This is a genomic window from Mesorhizobium sp. M1E.F.Ca.ET.063.01.1.1 (assembly GCF_003998155.1).
Classification (GTDB): domain Bacteria; phylum Pseudomonadota; class Alphaproteobacteria; order Rhizobiales; family Rhizobiaceae; genus Mesorhizobium.
Window position 1 is genome coordinate 1 of sequence record NZ_RZSC01000077.1, and the last position, 15582, is coordinate 15582.

Below are 15582 nucleotides of genomic sequence, written 5' to 3' on the forward strand. Positions count from 1 at the left end.
CCGATGCGGCAGAAGCCCCGCCGGCCTCATCCGGGCAAGCCGCAGAGAAGCCGGCAACGCAGGACAACAAGCCAGCCGTTGCGGCCTTCGCCGAATCCGCGTCAGAAAATGATGCTTCGACCGCCTTGTCCGAGGTCGCGGCTCCCGCTCCGGCGGCTGGCCAGTCGGCGGATGCGAAAAAGCCCGACGACAAGATGGATGGCGCCCAGACCGCGGCCATACCGGAAGCAAAGCCGCAGGCTCCCGAGGCTCAGTCGGCGGCAACCGAGGACGCGACTCAGGACAAGCCGATACCTCAGCAGGTCAGCGCTGGCGCCAATGGACGAATCCTGAGGGCAGTCACCATGCGCAGCGGCCCCAAGAAGGGCGCATCCGCTATCGTCACGGTGCCGGCCAAGGCGTCGGTGCAGGTGATGGGCTGCAAGAAATGGTGCGAGATCGTCTATAACGGCAAGCACGGCTGGGTCTACAAAACTTACGTCAAGACCGGCGCCTGATCCGTTCCTCGGCCGAGCCAACCGCCGCAAATGCCGTGAACGGCCCGAGCCGTTTTCGCGCCGGAGCGGCCGCTCAGATGCAGCGCCCGCCATCCACCTCCAGCGCCACGCCGGTGATGAAGGCGGCCTCATCGGAGGCCAGCCACAGCGCCGCATTGGCGATGTCGAGCGGCGTCGAGAACCGGCCGAGCGGAATCGAGGCACGGAATTTCTCACGAATCTCCGGCGTGTCGGCGCCCATGAACTTCTCCAGCATGCCGGTCTCGCCGGCAACCGGGCAGAGGCAATTGACGCGGATGTTTTTCGGCGCCAGCTCGACCGCCATCGACTTGGTGGCGGTGATCGCCCAACCCTTGGAGGCGTTGTACCAGGTAAGGCCGGGCCGCGGCCTGATGCCGGCGGTCGAGGCCGTGGTCAGGATGACGCCGCCGCCCTGCCGATCCATGATCGGCACCACGGCAAGTGCCGCATGATAGATCGCCTTCATGTTGATCGCGGTGATCAGGTCGAAGGTTTCCTCGTCGACGCCCAGCATGTCGCCATTGCGATGGGTGTAACCGGCATTGTTGATCATGATGTCGACGCGGCCGAAGGCGCTCTTTGCGGCATAGACCATCTCGTCGAATTCGGAGCGCTGCGAGACGTCGGTCTGGGTCCAGATCGCGCGGTCGCCGATTTCTCCCGCGACGCGCTCGGCCCCCTTGGCGTTGAGGTCGGCAACGACGACGCGCGCGCCCTCTTCGGCGAAACGCCTGGCCATGCCCTCGCCGAAGCCGGACGCCGCGCCGGTGATGATGGCAACCTTGTTTTCCAGACGCATCGTTTTCCCGCTCATCGAGATCGTCCCCAATTTGCACCGGGAGCCTGTCCATGACGCGACAGATGTCGCATTCATGATCTTCTCCCTTAGCTTTCGTCACATTCACGTTCTATGTTGCAGCCGCGAACGCTGCCGGAAGACGTCGCTTTGCCGACAAGCCTCCCGGCAGCGCCAGTGTCAAGGGCACATGCAGACCCAAACGATCCCCTGCGATTGGCCCTTGATGTGACACCTTGGCACTGGACGATTTAAATCGATTAGAATATATCAGCCCCGTTACCGGCGACCGGCATCAAATCGGACTGACCATGACCAGCCAGATCATCCCCGTCGACCCTTTCGACTTCGTCATCTTCGGCGGCACCGGCGACCTGTCGGAGCGCAAGCTTCTGCCCTCGCTCTACCACCGCCAGCGCGGCCAGCAATTCACGGAGCCGACGCGCATCATCGGCACGTCGCGAGCGAAAATGACCGACGCCGAGTTTCAGGCCTTCGCCAAGAAGGCGATTTCCGAGCACGTGAAGCAGGCCGACGTCGACGCCAAGGAGCTTGAGACCTTCCTGGCGCGCCTTTCCTACGTCTCGGCCGACGCGACCACCGGCGCCGGTTTCGACAAGCTCAAGAAGGCGATCGGCGACAGCGACCGCATCCGCGCCTTCTATCTGGCCGTGGCGCCGGCGCTCTTCGGCGACATCTCGCACCAGCTCAAGGAGTACAGGCTGATCACGCCGAACTCGCGCATCGTGCTGGAGAAGCCGATCGGGCGCGATCTCACCTCGGCACGGGCGCTCAACGACGCGGTGGGCGATGATTTCCACGAAAGCCAGATCTTCCGCATCGATCACTATCTCGGCAAGGAAACGGTGCAGAACCTGATGGCGCTGCGCTTTGCCAATGCGCTCTACGAGCCGTTGTGGAATTCCGCCCATATCGACCATGTGCAGATCACGGTGGCCGAGACCGTGGGTCTCGAGGACCGCGTCACCTATTACGACAAGGCCGGCGCGCTGCGCGACATGGTGCAGAACCACATCCTGCAACTGCTTTGCCTGGTCGCCATGGAAACGCCGTCGTCGATGGACGCGGATGCCGTACGCGACGAGAAGCTGAAGGTGCTGAGGGCGCTCAAGCGCATCAACGGCAACGAGGCGCCGAAGCAAACCGTGCGCGGCCAGTATCGTGCCGGCGCTTCCGCCGGAGGGCCGGTCAAGGGCTATGTCGAGGAGCTCGGCAAGGACAGCAACACCGAGACCTTCGTCGCCGTAAAGGCCGAGATCGGCAACTGGCGCTGGGCCGGCGTTCCCTTCTATCTCAGGACCGGCAAGCGGCTGGCGACCCGCGTCTCGGAGATCGTCATCGAGTTCAAGCCGATTCCCTATTCCATCTTCGGCGACAGCGCCGGTCCGATCTTCCCCAACCAGCTGGTCATCCGCCTGCAGCCGGACGAAGGCGTCAAGCAGTATATCATGATCAAGGATCCGGGGCCGGGCGGCATGCGGCTGCGCCAGATCTCGCTGGACATGAGCTTCGCGCAGTCGTTCCAGGGCCGGGCGCCGGATGCCTATGAGCGGCTGATCATGGATGTGGTGCGCGGCAACCAGACGCTGTTCATGCGCCGCGACGAGGTCGAGGCGGCGTGGAAGTGGATCGACCCGATCCAGAACGCCTGGGAAAGCGCCAGGCAGGAAGCGCAGGGCTATACGGCCGGCACTTGGGGACCTTCGGCCTCCATCGCGCTCATCGAACGTGACGGACGGACATGGCACGAGAGCAATTGAGCGGCGCCGGCTACGCCTGGAACGGCTTTGCCGACCGCCAGCAACTGGCGGCCGCACTTGCGGGCAACGTCGCCGCCCGCTTGACCAAAGCGATCGACGAGCGCGGCACGGCGCTGCTCGCAGTATCCGGCGGGACGACGCCGGCGAAGTTCCTCGCAGCGCTCTCCGCCATACCGATCGCCTGGGACAAGGTCACGGTGACGCTGGTCGACGAGCGTTTCGTTCCTCCCGCCTCGCCGCGATCGAATGCCGGGCTGGTCGCGGCCAACCTGTTGCGGAACGCCGCAGCGGCCGCGCGGTTCGTGCCGCTCTACCACGAGGCGGCAAGCATCGAAGATGCGGCGACACTGGACAATGGAATGCTTGACGAGTTGCCCTGGCCGCTCGACGTCGTGGTGCTCGGCATGGGCGGCGACGGCCATACGGCCTCGTTCTTTCCCGATGCCGGCAATCTCGGCGAATTGCTCGACCCCTCCTCGCGGCGGATCGTGCTGCCGGTGCACGCGCCAAGCGGCGGCGAGCCGCGATTGACGCTGTCGATGGCGCGGATCATTGCCGCCGGCTTCATCGCGCTCCACATCGAGGGCGAGGACAAGCGCACCGCCTTCGACGGCGCGATGGGAGCGGGCGCGAAGAAGCCCATCCGCAAAGTGCTCGAAGCATCGCCGATTGCGGTAGAGGTGTTCTGGGCACCCTGATTTCACCAAGGAACAGTCCCGGAGGCAGTGGGAGGACGTTTCCGGGGCTCGAAAGGACCGACCATGACAGCCAGACGCGACATCGAAGCCATCACGGAACGCATCCGCCAACGCTCGCAAGCCGGCCGCGAAGCCTATCTCGGCCGCATCGCGGAGGCATCCGGCCGCGCCGCCAACCGGGCGGTGCTCTCCTGCGGCAACCTCGCCCACGGCTTTGCCGTCTGCAGCCCGTCGGAGAAGGTCGCGCTCGGCGGCGACCGCGTGCCGAACCTCGGCATCATCACCTCCTACAACGACATGCTTTCGGCGCATCAGCCGTTCGAGACGTTTCCGGCGCTGATCAAGGAAGCGGCGCGGGAAGCGGGGGGCATCGCCCAGGTCGCCGGCGGCGTGCCGGCGATGTGCGACGGCGTAACGCAAGGCCAGCCAGGCATGGAACTGTCGCTGTTCTCGCGCGACGTGATCGCCATGGCGGCCGCGATCGGCCTGTCGCACAATATGTTCGACGCAGCCGTTTTCCTCGGCGTCTGCGACAAGATCGTGCCGGGACTGGTGATCGCGGCCCTCACCTTCGGGCATCTGCCGGCGGTCTTCATCCCGGCCGGACCGATGACGTCCGGCCTGCCGAATGACGAGAAGGCCAAGGTCCGTCAGCTCTATGCCGAGGGCAAGGCGGGCCGTGCCGAGCTGCTCGAGGCCGAGTCCAAATCCTACCATGGGCCGGGTACCTGCACCTTCTACGGCACCGCCAATTCCAACCAGATGCTGATGGAGATCATGGGCCTGCATACGCCCGGCGCCTCCTTCGTCAACCCGGGCACGCCGCTGCGCGACGCGCTGACCAAGGAGGCGGCGAAGCGGGCGCTGGCGATCACCGCGCTCGGCAATGCCTATACGCCGGTCGGGCGCATGATCGACGAGCGCTCGATCGTCAACGGCGTGGTCGGCCTGCATGCCACCGGCGGCTCGACCAATCACACCATCCATCTGATCGCGATGGCCGCGGCAGCCGGCATCGCGCTGACCTGGCAGGACATTTCCGACCTGTCGGAGGCGGTGCCGCTGTTGGCGCGCGTCTATCCGAACGGGCTCGCCGACGTGAACCACTTTCACGCCGCCGGCGGGCTCGGCTTCCTGATCCGCGAGTTGCTCGACGAAGGCATCCTGCATGAGGACGTGCAGACGGTCTGGGGCGAAGGCCTGCGGCCCTATGCGGTCGAAGCCAGGCTCGGCGCCGACGGCAGCGTGATGCGCGAGGCCGCGCCGTTGGAAAGCGGCGACGAAAAGGTGCTGGCGCCGTTCAAGAAGGCGTTCCAGCCGACCGGTGGGCTGAAGGTGCTTGCCGGCAATCTCGGCCATGCCGTCATCAAGACCTCGGCCGTCAAGCCCGAGCGGCGCGTCATCGAAGCGCCGGCCAAAGTGTTCGACAGCCAGCAGGGACTGAACGATGCCTTCAAGGCCGGCCAGCTCACCGGCGACTTCGTCGCCGTCATCCGCTTCCAGGGCCCGAAGGCCAACGGCATGCCGGAGCTGCACAAGCTGACCACGGTGCTCGGCATCCTGCAGGACCGCGGCCAGCGCGTCGCGCTGGTGACGGACGGGCGCATGTCGGGCGCCTCCGGCAAGGTGCCGGCGGCGATCCATGTGACGCCGGAAGCGGTCGAGGACGGGCCGATCGCCAGGATCCAAGACGGCGACATCATCCGCCTCGACGCCGATGCCGGCACGCTGGAGGTCCTGGTGCCTGGAACGGAATTCGCGCTGCGCCGCACGGCCGAAGCCGATCTCATCGGCAACGAGTTCGGCTTCGGACGCGAACTGTTCGCCGGGTTCCGGCAATTGGTCGGCCGCGCCGACCACGGCGCCGCCGCCTTCGCAAACGCCTGACGTCTACTCAGCGTGCTTCACAAAAAAGGGCGGCTCGGAGCCGCCCTTTTCATCCGTTCGCGGACTGCAATGCCTACTGCACCGTGATCTCGGTCCGCTCGCCGGCCTTGATCGTCACCGGCATTTCCTTGTCCTGGCCCTGGTCGGACATATGGCGCACCACGACATAGTCGCCCGCGGGGATCGTCTGCTGCCAGCTATCTCCATAGGTCAACCCAAGTGACTTGCGCTTGCCTTCGATATCCTTCTTCGACGAGAAAACCTCGATCGAATAGGCGCCGGGTGCCGACATCGCCAGCACGCCGGCGTCGAGCGTGACCTTGATGTCCTGGTTGTCGCCGGCCTTGATGCTGAAAGGCTGCTCGACGACCGCGAGGTCGAGCGTGGTGAGCGCGACATAGTCGTCCGGCGGCAGCCAGAACTTGCTGTCCGCGCCATAGGAGTGCTCGACGCTCTCGCGCGAGCCGTCGATCTTCTTCTTCGCCTTGACGATCTCGAAGCCTATGCCGGAATTGTCGGCCTTGTCGCCGCCGGCGGTGTAGTAAGCGTTGAGCACGGCGTGGCCGACGCCGACGACGACGTCTTTCTCGACGGTCTGCCCGGCGGCAAGCTGGATGGTCTCGGTTGCCGTGCCAGCGCCGATCTGCACCGTCACTTTCTGCTCGCCCGCCGGCACGGTGGCCTTGGCGTCGCCATAGTGCGTGGTGGTGCCGCCCGGATAATTAAAGTCGACACGCGCCTCGCCGCTGATCTCCGAGCCCTGGCTCGCATGCGGGTGAATGACCAAAGTGCCGGCGTTCAGCGTGAACAGCGGGCTATAGGTCTGGCCGGCCTCGACCTTGATCTTCTGCTCGCTCCTTGCCTCGTCGTCGCGGCCGACGACGATGTAGTCGCCCGGCTCGAGATTGGTCTTGAGCTCGCCATACTCGGTCATGACCTGATCGCCACGCGTGCCGTCGGCCGCGGCCTTATAAATCTCCCAGGCATTGCTGTCGGTGATCGGGTCGCCGCCCTCGGCTATGACCACGCTCGGCATGAAATTGAATTCAGGCTTGGCGGATTCGGGCGCAGGCGCCGGTGCGGGAGCCGGAGCGGGTTCAGGCGCAGGAGCCGGCGCCGCGACGGTCTCGACCAGCGCTTCCTGCAGCGCCTTCTCGTCGGAGGCCTGGATGTATTTGCCGCCGGTGTTCTCGGCGAGGCAGGCGATCTGCTTGCCTTCATCGGCGGTCAGGCCGAAGCCGACCACGTCGGCGGTGAAGTCGACGCCGGTTTCCTTCAGCTCCTTGCCGAGCGCGCAAGGGTCGCCGCCGCAGGTCTCGAGCCCATCGGTGATGAGGACGACGGTGGCCTTGTCCTCGGTGTATCTGAGCGCTTCCGCCGCCTTTTTGACGGCTGCCGTAAGCGGCGTCTTGCCGAGGAATTTCATGCTGTCGGCGGCGGCCGAAATCGCGCTTGCGGAACCCGCCTGGGGCGGCACGATCAGCTCGATATCCTCGCAACTGCCTTTCTGGCGATGGCCGTAAGCCATGAAGCCGATCTCGTCGTCTGCCGGCACCGACTGCAGCACCGTGCGCAGCGATTCGCGCGCGATCTCCAGCTTCGGCTTGCCGTCGATCTGGGCCCACATGGAGCCCGATGCATCGAGAATGATGATGACCTTGTTGGCGGCAAAGCCAAAGCTGGTCATCGACAAAAGGAGGATCGCCGCAGCGACGCTCCGTGCCAGTCCCGCCATGAAAATCTCCTGAGTGTGCCCCCTGTCCGCGCCGGGAAAGCTATTTGAGGAGGCGTCGGGACACAAGTCCGCGGGTGGCCTTCCGCACAGAGGGCCAAGTTCCCGGGTAGCCGCTGCTCAGTAAGTGGTGCGGCGCTCTTCCGACGGCGGGCGGCCGAACTGCAGCCGGTAGCTTTGCGCGAAATAGGAGTGCGAGGTGAAGCCGGTGGCGATCGCTACGTCGAGGATCGGCATGTTGGTCTGGCGCAGCAGTTCGCGGGCCCGCTCGAGCCTTAGCCGCATGTAATAGCGGCCGGGCGTCACGTTGAGGTGGCGCAGGAACAGGCGCTCGACCTGGCGCACCGACAGACCCGCCGACTTGGCGAGCTGCACCGCCGACAGCGGCTCGTCGAGATGGTCGGCCATCAGCTCGACGATGCGCCTGAGCTTCTCCGACTTGCCGGTGAGATCCCGCTCGGGTCCGACGCGCTGGCGGTCGCCGGCCGAGCGAATGCGCTCGTGCTGGAACTGGTTGGCGACGCCATTGGCGAGGTTGGAGCCGAAATCGCCGCGCACGATCTCCAGCATCAGGTCGATCGAGGTGGTGCCGCCGGCGCAGGTGTAGCGCTTGCGGTCGATCTCGAAGACGTTGCCGGTGCAGTTGATGTCGGGGAAGCGCTCCATGAAGCCGGCGCGGTTCTCCCAGTGGATGGTGCAGCGATAGCCGTCGAGCTGCCCGGCCTCGGCGAGAAGGTAGGAGCCGACCGACAGTGCGCCGAGCGCATTGCCGCGCCGGCCCCAGCTGCGCAGCGCCGCCAGCACCTTGCTCTTGCCGGGAAACTCTGTGGTGAGCCCGACCGAGACGAACAGGATGTCGACCGGCGGCATGTCCGCGACGGAATAGTCGATCTTGAGCGGCAGGCCGTTCGAGGCCATGACCGCGTCGCCATCGGCCGAAATCGTCGTCCAGCCGTAGTAGTCGCGGCCGAGCAGACGGTTGGCCGAGCGGAAGCAATCGATCGCCGCGGCCAGCGAGAACATCGAGAACTTGTCGACCAGCAGGAAGCCGAACTGCCGACCGCCCTGAACGGGATCGCCCATGACCGGCCGTTCGACAGGAGCAGTAAGGTTCGGCAAGGACGCTGCTTTCTGATCAGAAGGACGGCCGCTTCAACCCGGCCGCGAGGTAGGCGGAAGCTACAGTGTTGGCCATCAGCATGGCAATGGTCATCGGCCCGACACCGCCGGGGACGGGCGTGATGGCACCGGCGACCTCGGCCGCTTCGGCGTAGGCGACGTCGCCGACCAGCCGCGACTTGCCGTCACCTTTCTCGGGCGCCGGAATGCGGTTGATGCCGACATCGATGACAGTGGCGCCGGGCTTGACCCAATCGCCCCTGACCATTTCCGGACGGCCGACAGCGGCGACCAGGATATCGGCGGTGCGCGCCAGCGCCGGCAGGTCCTTGGTGCGGCTGTGCGCAATGGTGACCGTGCAGTTGGCGGCGAGCAGCAGATTGGCCATCGGCTTGCCGACGATGTTGGAGCGGCCAACGACCACGGCGTTGAGGCCGGAAAGGTCCTTGCCGCGCACACGCTCGATCAGAAGCATGGAGCCGGCCGGCGTGCAGGGCACGAAAGCCGTTTCCAGCTCGCCGGTGCCGAGCTTGCCGACATTGATGAAGTGGAAGCCGTCAACGTCCTTCTCCGGCGCGATCGTCTGGATGACCTTGCCGGAATCGATATGGCGCGGAAGCGGCAACTGCACGAGGATGCCGTGGATGGACGGATCGGCGTTAAGGTCGCCGATGATCTTGAGCAACTGCGCCTCGGTGGTTTCGGCCGGCAGCGTGTGCTGGAGCGAGAGGAAGCCACATTCCTTGGCCGTGCGCGATTTCGAAGCGACGTAGACCTGGCTTGCCGGATCCTCGCCGACGATCACCACCGCCAAGCCAGGCCTGGTCGCGCCCCTGGCCGACAGATCGGCGGTCAACGCCTTGACCTTTTGAACAACGTCTTCGGCGACAATCTTTCCGTCGATCACTTCGGCCATCACTCACCTTCAGCACTGTTTGCGCGGCCGCGCTCATGCGACCCCAATCCTCAAATCAACAATCGATCCGCGAACGCCGGGCGCATGCGGTCGATTGCAGCGCGGCATTTTCACGAAAATTCCGCCGGGCAATCCCGCCAAAGCGTCGTCGGATGCCGTAAACCCGAAACCGGCTGCTTTTATCGAGGGCAGCTTTTATCGAAGCCCGCTTTTATCGAAGACGGCGCGTTTTAGAAATAGCGGCGGCGCGAGCGGCTCTCGGTCAGATCGCGCACTGCCTCGCGGAATTCGCGCAGGCTGGCCCGCAGCTCGTCGATCTGGCCCTGCTGGTCGACTTCCGGGGACTGGCGCGCCCCGGCCGTCGGCGGTTGCAAATACGCATCGTCATGCGGGTCAGGCCGCTCGTAGTCCGGTCGATACGAATAGGATCCTTGCGCGGGCGGCGGCTGGACGTCGCCCCGCTGCGGCGCTTGCGGATGAGAAGAATGCGTCCCCTGCGCCGGCGCGCGCCGGGCACTTTCACCCGGGACGGCACCTGTATCGACCGCCTCACCCGGCCCACGCTGCGTAAGGTAGCGCAACGACGAAGCCAACGCCCCCAGGAATCCTGGACGGCCGCCCCGCACCGGGGCCGGCGCGACGGATGTTGCCGGAGGCGGCGAAGCAACGGGCGATGCCGGTGAAGGCTTAACAGACGGCGCTGGCGGAGCGGCCTGGTTGGATTTGCCCTCGGAGGTCGACGCGCGCCCGTCGGTCCTGCGGCGCGAGCGGGCATTGGCGGTTTCGCGCAAGCTCGCATAGGCGCCACGCAGCGCGCCAAGGCCGATGCCGGCGAAAAGGCCGGCCAGCAGGCCTGCCAGCGCCTTAACGGCACGCGATGGCCCCTTCGCTTCAAGCGGCGGGTAGGCCTCCGAAATGACGTTGATGTTGGCGGTGTTGATGTCCTTCTGCTCGCCCGTTTCCTTGGCGCGCAGCAGGAACTGTTCATAGACGGAGCGCTTGGCGGCCGCCTCCCGCTCGAGCTCGCGCAGCGAAACGAGGTTGTTGTTGACGTCGCCGCTCTGCACCTTGGCCTGCGCCAGGCGCGACGCAAGGTCCTGCTCGAGCTGGACGGAGCGCTTCAGATCGACCTGCAGCGAAGATGCGATACGCCGCAATTCGGCGCTGATGCGCTCGCGCGCGCCGGCAAGCTGGGCGTTGAGCGCCTCGATCTCCGGATGGCGCGGTCCAAGCCTCACCGTAGCGCGGTCGGCCTCCTGTTTCAGCGCCGCATATTGCGAGCGCAGCTCGCCCATCGTGTTGGAGTTGATCTCTTCCGGCAAAGTGCCGTTGAGAACCGAATTGACGTTCAGCGCACGCGCCGAGGCGGCGCGGGCATTGAGCTCGAGCGTGCGGGCGCGGGCGACCGAAAGCTGCTCGTTGAGCTTCAGCATCTGATCGTCGCTGATCAGGTGACCCTGTGCGTCGACAAGATCGTGCGTCGCCCTGAAATCCTCGACCTTGCGCTCCGCTGTCTCGACCCCCTTGCGCAATTCGTCGAGCCTGGCCGTGAGTTCGTCGGTGGCGCGGCCCGCCGTGTTGGACTGGATTTTGCTGGAGATCTCCTGGAAGGCCGTGATCATGGCGTTGGCGATCTGGGCCGACTTGTCCGGATCCTGGGTGGTGGCGGTAACAGAGACGACGAAGGTCTTGCCGCCACGCTCGACGTCCAGGCTCTCGGCCAGATTGCGGACCGCCAGCGCGTTCCGGCGGGCATCATCGGCCGGACCCTGCGCATCCTGCCGCGACAGGATGGAGCGGAGTATCGACATCACCGCGATGCCGCTCTTGCCCTGGCCGTTGAATTCAGGGTCATCGGTGAGGTTGAGGTCCGTGACGACCTTGTTGAGGACCGTACCCGAGGTGAGGATGCGGACCTGGTTCTCGACGATGGCGAGCGTCGCGTCCGAGGCGACCACATTCTGCGTCAGGTCGCGATCGGTGAGCTTGAGGTCGCGCGGGTCGACGATGACCTCGGTGGTGGCCTCATATTTCTTTGGCGTCGACAGCGCGATGGTAATGCCAAGCGCGGCGCCCAGGATCGTTGTCGAGACGATCAGCGCCTTGGAGCGGGTGATGCCGCGAACGACCTGCATCGGGTCGATCAGCGGCTTCCACTCCTGCGCGTCGGGATCGTTGCCCGTCAGCGGCCGGCTTGCGTAGCGAGGCTCGGCGTGGCGAGGCTCGAACGCGGGCGCCGAAGAATAGTCTGGGGACGAATAGTCCGGGGAACGGCCTTCTTCGCGCCGTCCGGCTTGCGGATGAGCCTCTTGCGCGGCCCGTTCGTTCCCGGCCCGGACCGTTTCCGAAAGCGGATCGACCTGATGTTGACCGGGTTCGTCTATGTTGGCGGCTTGCGGATCTGACCGCCCTTCGCGCTCGAAGCGCGCGGCGCGATGGCGCGCCGCGGCGTCCTCGCGCCATGACGGGTCGGCCTTGTCGCCGATCGAAACCAGCGAAGCGTCGGCGGTGTCCTCGCCACGCACGGCCTGGCCGAGCGCAAGCAGGGAGCGCTCGCGCCTCCAATCGTCACGGTTTTCCCTGTCGACCATGTGCTGGAACTTACTCTCTGGCGGCTTGGGAGCGGCGGTCGGCCAATCGTTAAGCCACGCTAAACAGGCATGGGAAATAAAAGGTTAATTTCTAGATCGGGACGTACAGTTTTCTCGCCTCGGTTGCAGCCTTTCCCGGGTCGCCAAGGCCGCCGCCAGAACGGCACGTTAAGCTTTCCTGCCTATGCTTTGACGGACACATGACCCAGACCAGCGACATACCGCAACGGCGGACGCTCGCGCGGATCGGCCATTTCGTGGCCGCGCGCCGGAAGCTGGTTTTCGACTATTTCTCGGCAATCAGCGGCGCCGGCGGGCGGCTCGTCTTCTCGCTCGCCTATTTCGTGGCCTTGGCCAACACGCTGTCGATCGCCGAATTCGGCATGTTCGCCACGGCCTCGGCGGCAGGCGTGATGTTGTCGCGCGTGCTTGCCTTCGGCTTCATCTCGGCGCTCTACCGCACGGCCACGATGCGCCCGAACCTGATCGGCGCCTTCACCGCCGGCTTCCTGCTTCTCAGCGTGATCTCGCTGCCGGTCCTCGCCGCCGCTTCCTACGGCGTCTACCTGATCTTCTTCGCCGGCACGGTGCCGCTGTCGGCCTTCGCCGCGGTCGTCTTCGCCGAAGCGCTGCTGTGGCGGCCGGTGGAGGTGGTGCTGATCGTCAACAACGGCCTCGGCAAATTCGGGCGCGCCGCGGTGCTGGCGATCCTGGCCACGGCGCTCCGGGCGGTCGGCGCGGTGCTGTTCATGCTTGCCGCGCAGCGCACCATCGGCGTCTGGTCGTGGTTCTACATCGGCGCCAACGCCGCCTCGCTGATCGTCGCCTTCGCCTTCTTCTACCCGCGCCAGCGGCTGAGGCTGCGCACCGAACTCTATTTCAGGCGGCTCGCCGATTCCGTCTATGTCGCCGGGTCCGAGGTGCTGTTCTACCTGCAGATGGAGTTCGACAAGCTCCTGGTGCTGTCGATCGGCGGACCACACCTCGCCGGCATCTACGCCATCATCATGCGGCTGGTCGATCTCACGGCAATCCCGATCCGCACCTTCTCGATGATGCTGGTGCAACGCATGATGCGCGCGCCCGAGCTCTTGTCCCGGCTGGCGGTCAAGAGCGGCATCGAAGGCGGCGTCTTCCTGGTCTCGACGCTGGCGCTCTTGTCGCTCGGCATCGTGCTGCACTTCTTCCCCAATGCGCTGGGCAAGAATGTCGCCGAGGCCGCGCCTCTGGTGGCACTGGCGGTCTGCGTGCCGGGCCTGCGCAATCTCGTCGAATACCAGGCAGAGTTGCTCTTCGCGCGCGGCCAGACCGCGGTGCGGGCGATCAATCTCGGGCTGCTCGCCGGCTTGAAGGCGGTGCTGCTCACCTACGTGCTGACGACGATCCCCGACACCCCCAACCTGGTGCTGTCGCTCAACATCGTCTTTTTGCTGCTCTATCTGGCCTCGATGCTGCTGACCTATTCGGCGATGCGTAAGCCCGCCAAAGCGGTCTGATCTAGCACTCGAGCCCGATCAGGCGGCGGATGCGGCCGACATCGGTGCCGATGAAGGACTGCATTCCGATCGCCACCTGTTGCGGTGCCATCGCATCGACGAAGCGGCGGAACGCCTCGTCCGACAGCGGCTCGCCATTCCAGTGGACGCGGCAGAATTCCATTGAGTCATGGAAATGGCCGGCCCCTTCCAGCAGGTCGTCGACATAGCGGCCGTAGATCATGCATTCGGAGAATTTGCGCGCCGCGCCGAGGACGCCGACCCAGTCGCGGCCGTGGATCTTCTCGATCCGTTCGCACATCGCATTCACCGTCTCGCGGCGCCAGGCGATCAGCGTCGAGATATAGTCGTGGATCGAAACCTTTGCCGGCTCGACGCCGAGCGCCGAGGCGGCATTGCGCGACCAGATGCGATGCTCGTCGTGGCCGTCCTTGGCCAGCACGCCATCGCGCCGGAACAGCCGCACCTTGCCGTCGCGCCAGAAGGCACTCGTGTCGAACGGCTTGAGGAAGGCGACGTCGGAATCGCAAAAGACGAGCACGCCTTCGCCGGCGTGAGCGGCAATGGCGATACGGCGCAGCTGCTGCACGTGCCAGCCGCGCAGGGGCTGGGTCCTGAAACTCAGCCAGACGCGGCGGCGAAGCAGGCTGAGCGGATCGTCGAAACCACGCAGCCAGCGCGGCAGCAGATCCTGTTCGTCGACCACCGTGCGGCGGCTGCCCTCAAGCTGGCGAAACAGCACGACATCACGGTGCTCGACGAGGATGTAGTGCCGCGCGACCCCGGTCACATGGCGGTCCATCGTCTCGCACAGCAGCCGGCAGCGCTCGAAGTCCGGCGCGTAGCTCGCCGTCACGACCGCGGCCGAAGGCGCATGCGGCAACGGCTCGATCCTGGTGGCGGCATCGGGCACGAAATGGCTGTTCAACGGCGCGCCTCCGCCGACCGCGGCACGGTGCCGCTCAGGAAATCGAGCAGCGCGCCGACCGCGATCGGCAACGTGCAGTGACGGGCGTCGATGTGGCGCGCGATCCACAATTCCTGGCGCGGCACGCCCATGGCGACCAGCAGCACATCCGGCCGCAGCCTGGCGATGCGCTCGACGATCGCGGGCTCCTCGACAGGGGAGAAGTAGCCGTCATGGACGACCACGAATTTGTGCTGCACCGCGAGCGCCGAAAGCTTGACCGATGCCGCCTCGGCATTGACCCGCGTCGCGCCAAGCAACGCCACGGTCAGCGGCCGCGTCGATGCCTGCAGGAAAGCCGGGATGAAATCGGTGCCGTTGAGATTGTCGGGGAAAGGCGCGCCGTAGAGCAGCTTTGCGGCGATGTCGACGCCGACGCCATCCGGCAGCACGAGGAAGTCGTCAAGCGCTTCGGCAAATACCGGATCGCTGTAAGCGAGGTTGGCGTTGTGGGCGTTGAGGAAACTCACCTTGGTGAAGCGCCGCTCGGCGATCAGCCGGGAAAGCAGTGTAACGGCGTCATCCCACCGGATGGCAAGCACGGAGATGCCGAGTATCCTCTTCAGCGTATCGAAGCCGAAGGCGGAGCGGGCTGCGTGCATGTTCATGCAGCGACCTCTCGCCTGACGGCGCCGAGCCTCTCCAGCCCAAGCCCGATCGCGGCGTCGAGCGCCCTAACCTGCCGGCAATGGAAAGCACTTCCATCGGCATCGCGAATGTCGGCCGCCGCTGCTTCGAGCGCCGCGGCGAAGGCGACGGGATCGTCGGTCACGACACAGTTTTGCGGCCGGTAACCGATGCCGCGCAACGAGCGGCTGGTGGCGACGCAAGGCAGGCCAAGCTCGAACGTCTCGATGGTCTTCAACTGCACGCCGCTGCCGGCGGTGCTGATCAGCGGGATGACGGCGGCGCCGCGCACGAAGGCCTGAGCGTCGGCAACCCTTCCGACGAACTGGACGCCGGGATGCGTCGACGTCACGCCCGACGGCATGTTGCCGGCGATCCTGATTCGGAAATCCGGCCTGAGATGCGGGACGACCTTAGTCAAGAACCAGTCCAGCCCAACCGCATCGGGCTGGAC

The 15582-nt window shown here is 65.6% G+C and carries 12 protein-coding genes and 1 pseudogene; 5 read left to right on the forward strand and 8 right to left on the reverse strand.

Annotated elements, in window-relative coordinates:
* Positions 1-497 (forward strand): SH3 domain-containing protein (locus EOA29_RS09065; protein WP_145969645.1); only part of this gene is annotated, 497 nt, incomplete at its 5' end.
* 73 nt (positions 498-570) lie between these two features.
* Here the strand turns inward: EOA29_RS09065 and EOA29_RS09070 are convergent.
* Positions 571-1317 carry an SDR family oxidoreductase gene (locus EOA29_RS09070; RefSeq protein WP_126095806.1) on the reverse strand — a complete coding sequence of 249 codons (747 nt, stop codon included), beginning with the start codon at positions 1315-1317 and terminating at the stop codon, positions 571-573.
* A 308-nt stretch (positions 1318-1625) separates the two neighbouring features.
* Between EOA29_RS09070 and zwf the strand changes: the two genes are divergently transcribed.
* From zwf to edd, 3 genes are all read left to right on the forward strand, one after another.
* Complete coding sequence (gene zwf / locus EOA29_RS09075; RefSeq protein ID WP_127220795.1) at positions 1626-3095, forward strand: glucose-6-phosphate dehydrogenase; 1470 nt, start codon at positions 1626-1628, stop codon at positions 3093-3095.
* The gene (gene pgl, locus EOA29_RS09080; RefSeq protein WP_127220796.1) at positions 3077-3793 is read left to right on the forward strand and encodes a 6-phosphogluconolactonase; all 717 of its coding nucleotides are present in this window, start codon (positions 3077-3079) and stop codon (positions 3791-3793) included. Before zwf ends, pgl begins: the two co-directional genes overlap by 19 nt.
* Positions 3794-3856: 63 nt before the next feature.
* On the forward strand, positions 3857-5680 hold the full coding sequence (edd, locus tag EOA29_RS09085; RefSeq protein WP_127220797.1) for a phosphogluconate dehydratase: 1824 nt from the start codon (positions 3857-3859) through the stop codon (positions 5678-5680).
* A gap of 73 nt (positions 5681-5753) precedes the next feature.
* On the opposite strand, the gene EOA29_RS09090 is transcribed toward edd, so the two are convergent.
* The 4 genes from EOA29_RS09090 to EOA29_RS09105 form a co-directional block, all read right to left on the reverse strand.
* On the reverse strand, positions 5754-7415 hold the full coding sequence (locus tag EOA29_RS09090; protein WP_127220798.1) for a VWA domain-containing protein: 1662 nt from the start codon (positions 7413-7415) through the stop codon (positions 5754-5756).
* Positions 7416-7532: 117 nt separating this feature from the next.
* Positions 7533-8495 (reverse strand): GlxA family transcriptional regulator, encoded by a 963-nt coding sequence (locus EOA29_RS09095; protein ID WP_082953990.1) that lies wholly within the window; start codon positions 8493-8495, stop codon positions 7533-7535.
* A 52-nt stretch (positions 8496-8547) separates the two neighbouring features.
* Complete coding sequence (gene folD / locus EOA29_RS09100; protein WP_127220799.1) at positions 8548-9447, reverse strand: bifunctional methylenetetrahydrofolate dehydrogenase/methenyltetrahydrofolate cyclohydrolase FolD; 900 nt, start codon at positions 9445-9447, stop codon at positions 8548-8550.
* 230 nt (positions 9448-9677) lie between these two features.
* Positions 9678-12038: a GumC family protein gene (locus EOA29_RS09105; protein ID WP_127220800.1), complete on the reverse strand. Its 2361-nt coding sequence runs from the start codon at positions 12036-12038 to the stop codon at positions 9678-9680.
* A gap of 200 nt (positions 12039-12238) precedes the next feature.
* Here EOA29_RS09105 and EOA29_RS09110 point away from each other — a divergent pair, with 200 nt between their 5' ends.
* Positions 12239-13534, forward strand: a complete 1296-nt coding sequence (locus EOA29_RS09110) for a lipopolysaccharide biosynthesis protein (RefSeq protein ID WP_127220801.1) — start codon at positions 12239-12241, stop codon at positions 13532-13534.
* 1 nt (position 13535) lies between these two features.
* On the opposite strand, the gene EOA29_RS09115 is transcribed toward EOA29_RS09110, so the two are convergent.
* The 3 genes and pseudogenes from EOA29_RS09115 to EOA29_RS09125 form a co-directional block, all read right to left on the reverse strand.
* Positions 13536-14462: a DUF6492 family protein gene (locus EOA29_RS09115; RefSeq protein WP_127220802.1), complete on the reverse strand. Its 927-nt coding sequence runs from the start codon at positions 14460-14462 to the stop codon at positions 13536-13538.
* 14 nt (positions 14463-14476) lie between these two features.
* Positions 14477-15109: pseudogene (locus EOA29_RS09120) on the reverse strand (WecB/TagA/CpsF family glycosyltransferase); the annotation flags it as partial.
* Positions 15106-15582 (reverse strand): glycosyltransferase family 4 protein (locus EOA29_RS09125; RefSeq protein WP_127220804.1); only part of this gene is annotated, 477 nt, incomplete at its 5' end. The pseudogene EOA29_RS09120 and the gene EOA29_RS09125, both read right to left, overlap by 4 nt.

Excerpts from the sequence above, each read along its gene's own strand:
- EOA29_RS09070 (WP_126095806.1), bottom strand. The coding sequence starts at position 1,317 with ATGCGTCTGGAAAACAAGGTTGCCATCATCACCGGCGCGGCGTCCGGC.
- zwf (WP_127220795.1), top strand. The coding sequence starts at position 1,626 with ATGACCAGCCAGATCATCCCCGTCGACCCTTTCGACTTCGTCATCTTC.
- pgl (WP_127220796.1), top strand. The coding sequence starts at position 3,077 with ATGGCACGAGAGCAATTGAGCGGCGCCGGCTACGCCTGGAACGGCTTT.
- edd (WP_127220797.1), top strand. The coding sequence starts at position 3,857 with ATGACAGCCAGACGCGACATCGAAGCCATCACGGAACGCATCCGCCAA.
- EOA29_RS09090 (WP_127220798.1), bottom strand. The coding sequence starts at position 7,415 with ATGGCGGGACTGGCACGGAGCGTCGCTGCGGCGATCCTCCTTTTGTCG.
- EOA29_RS09095 (WP_082953990.1), bottom strand. The coding sequence starts at position 8,495 with ATGGGCGATCCCGTTCAGGGCGGTCGGCAGTTCGGCTTCCTGCTGGTC.
- folD (WP_127220799.1), bottom strand. The coding sequence starts at position 9,447 with ATGGCCGAAGTGATCGACGGAAAGATTGTCGCCGAAGACGTTGTTCAA.
- EOA29_RS09105 (WP_127220800.1), bottom strand. The coding sequence starts at position 12,038 with ATGGTCGACAGGGAAAACCGTGACGATTGGAGGCGCGAGCGCTCCCTG.
- EOA29_RS09110 (WP_127220801.1), top strand. The coding sequence starts at position 12,239 with ATGACCCAGACCAGCGACATACCGCAACGGCGGACGCTCGCGCGGATC.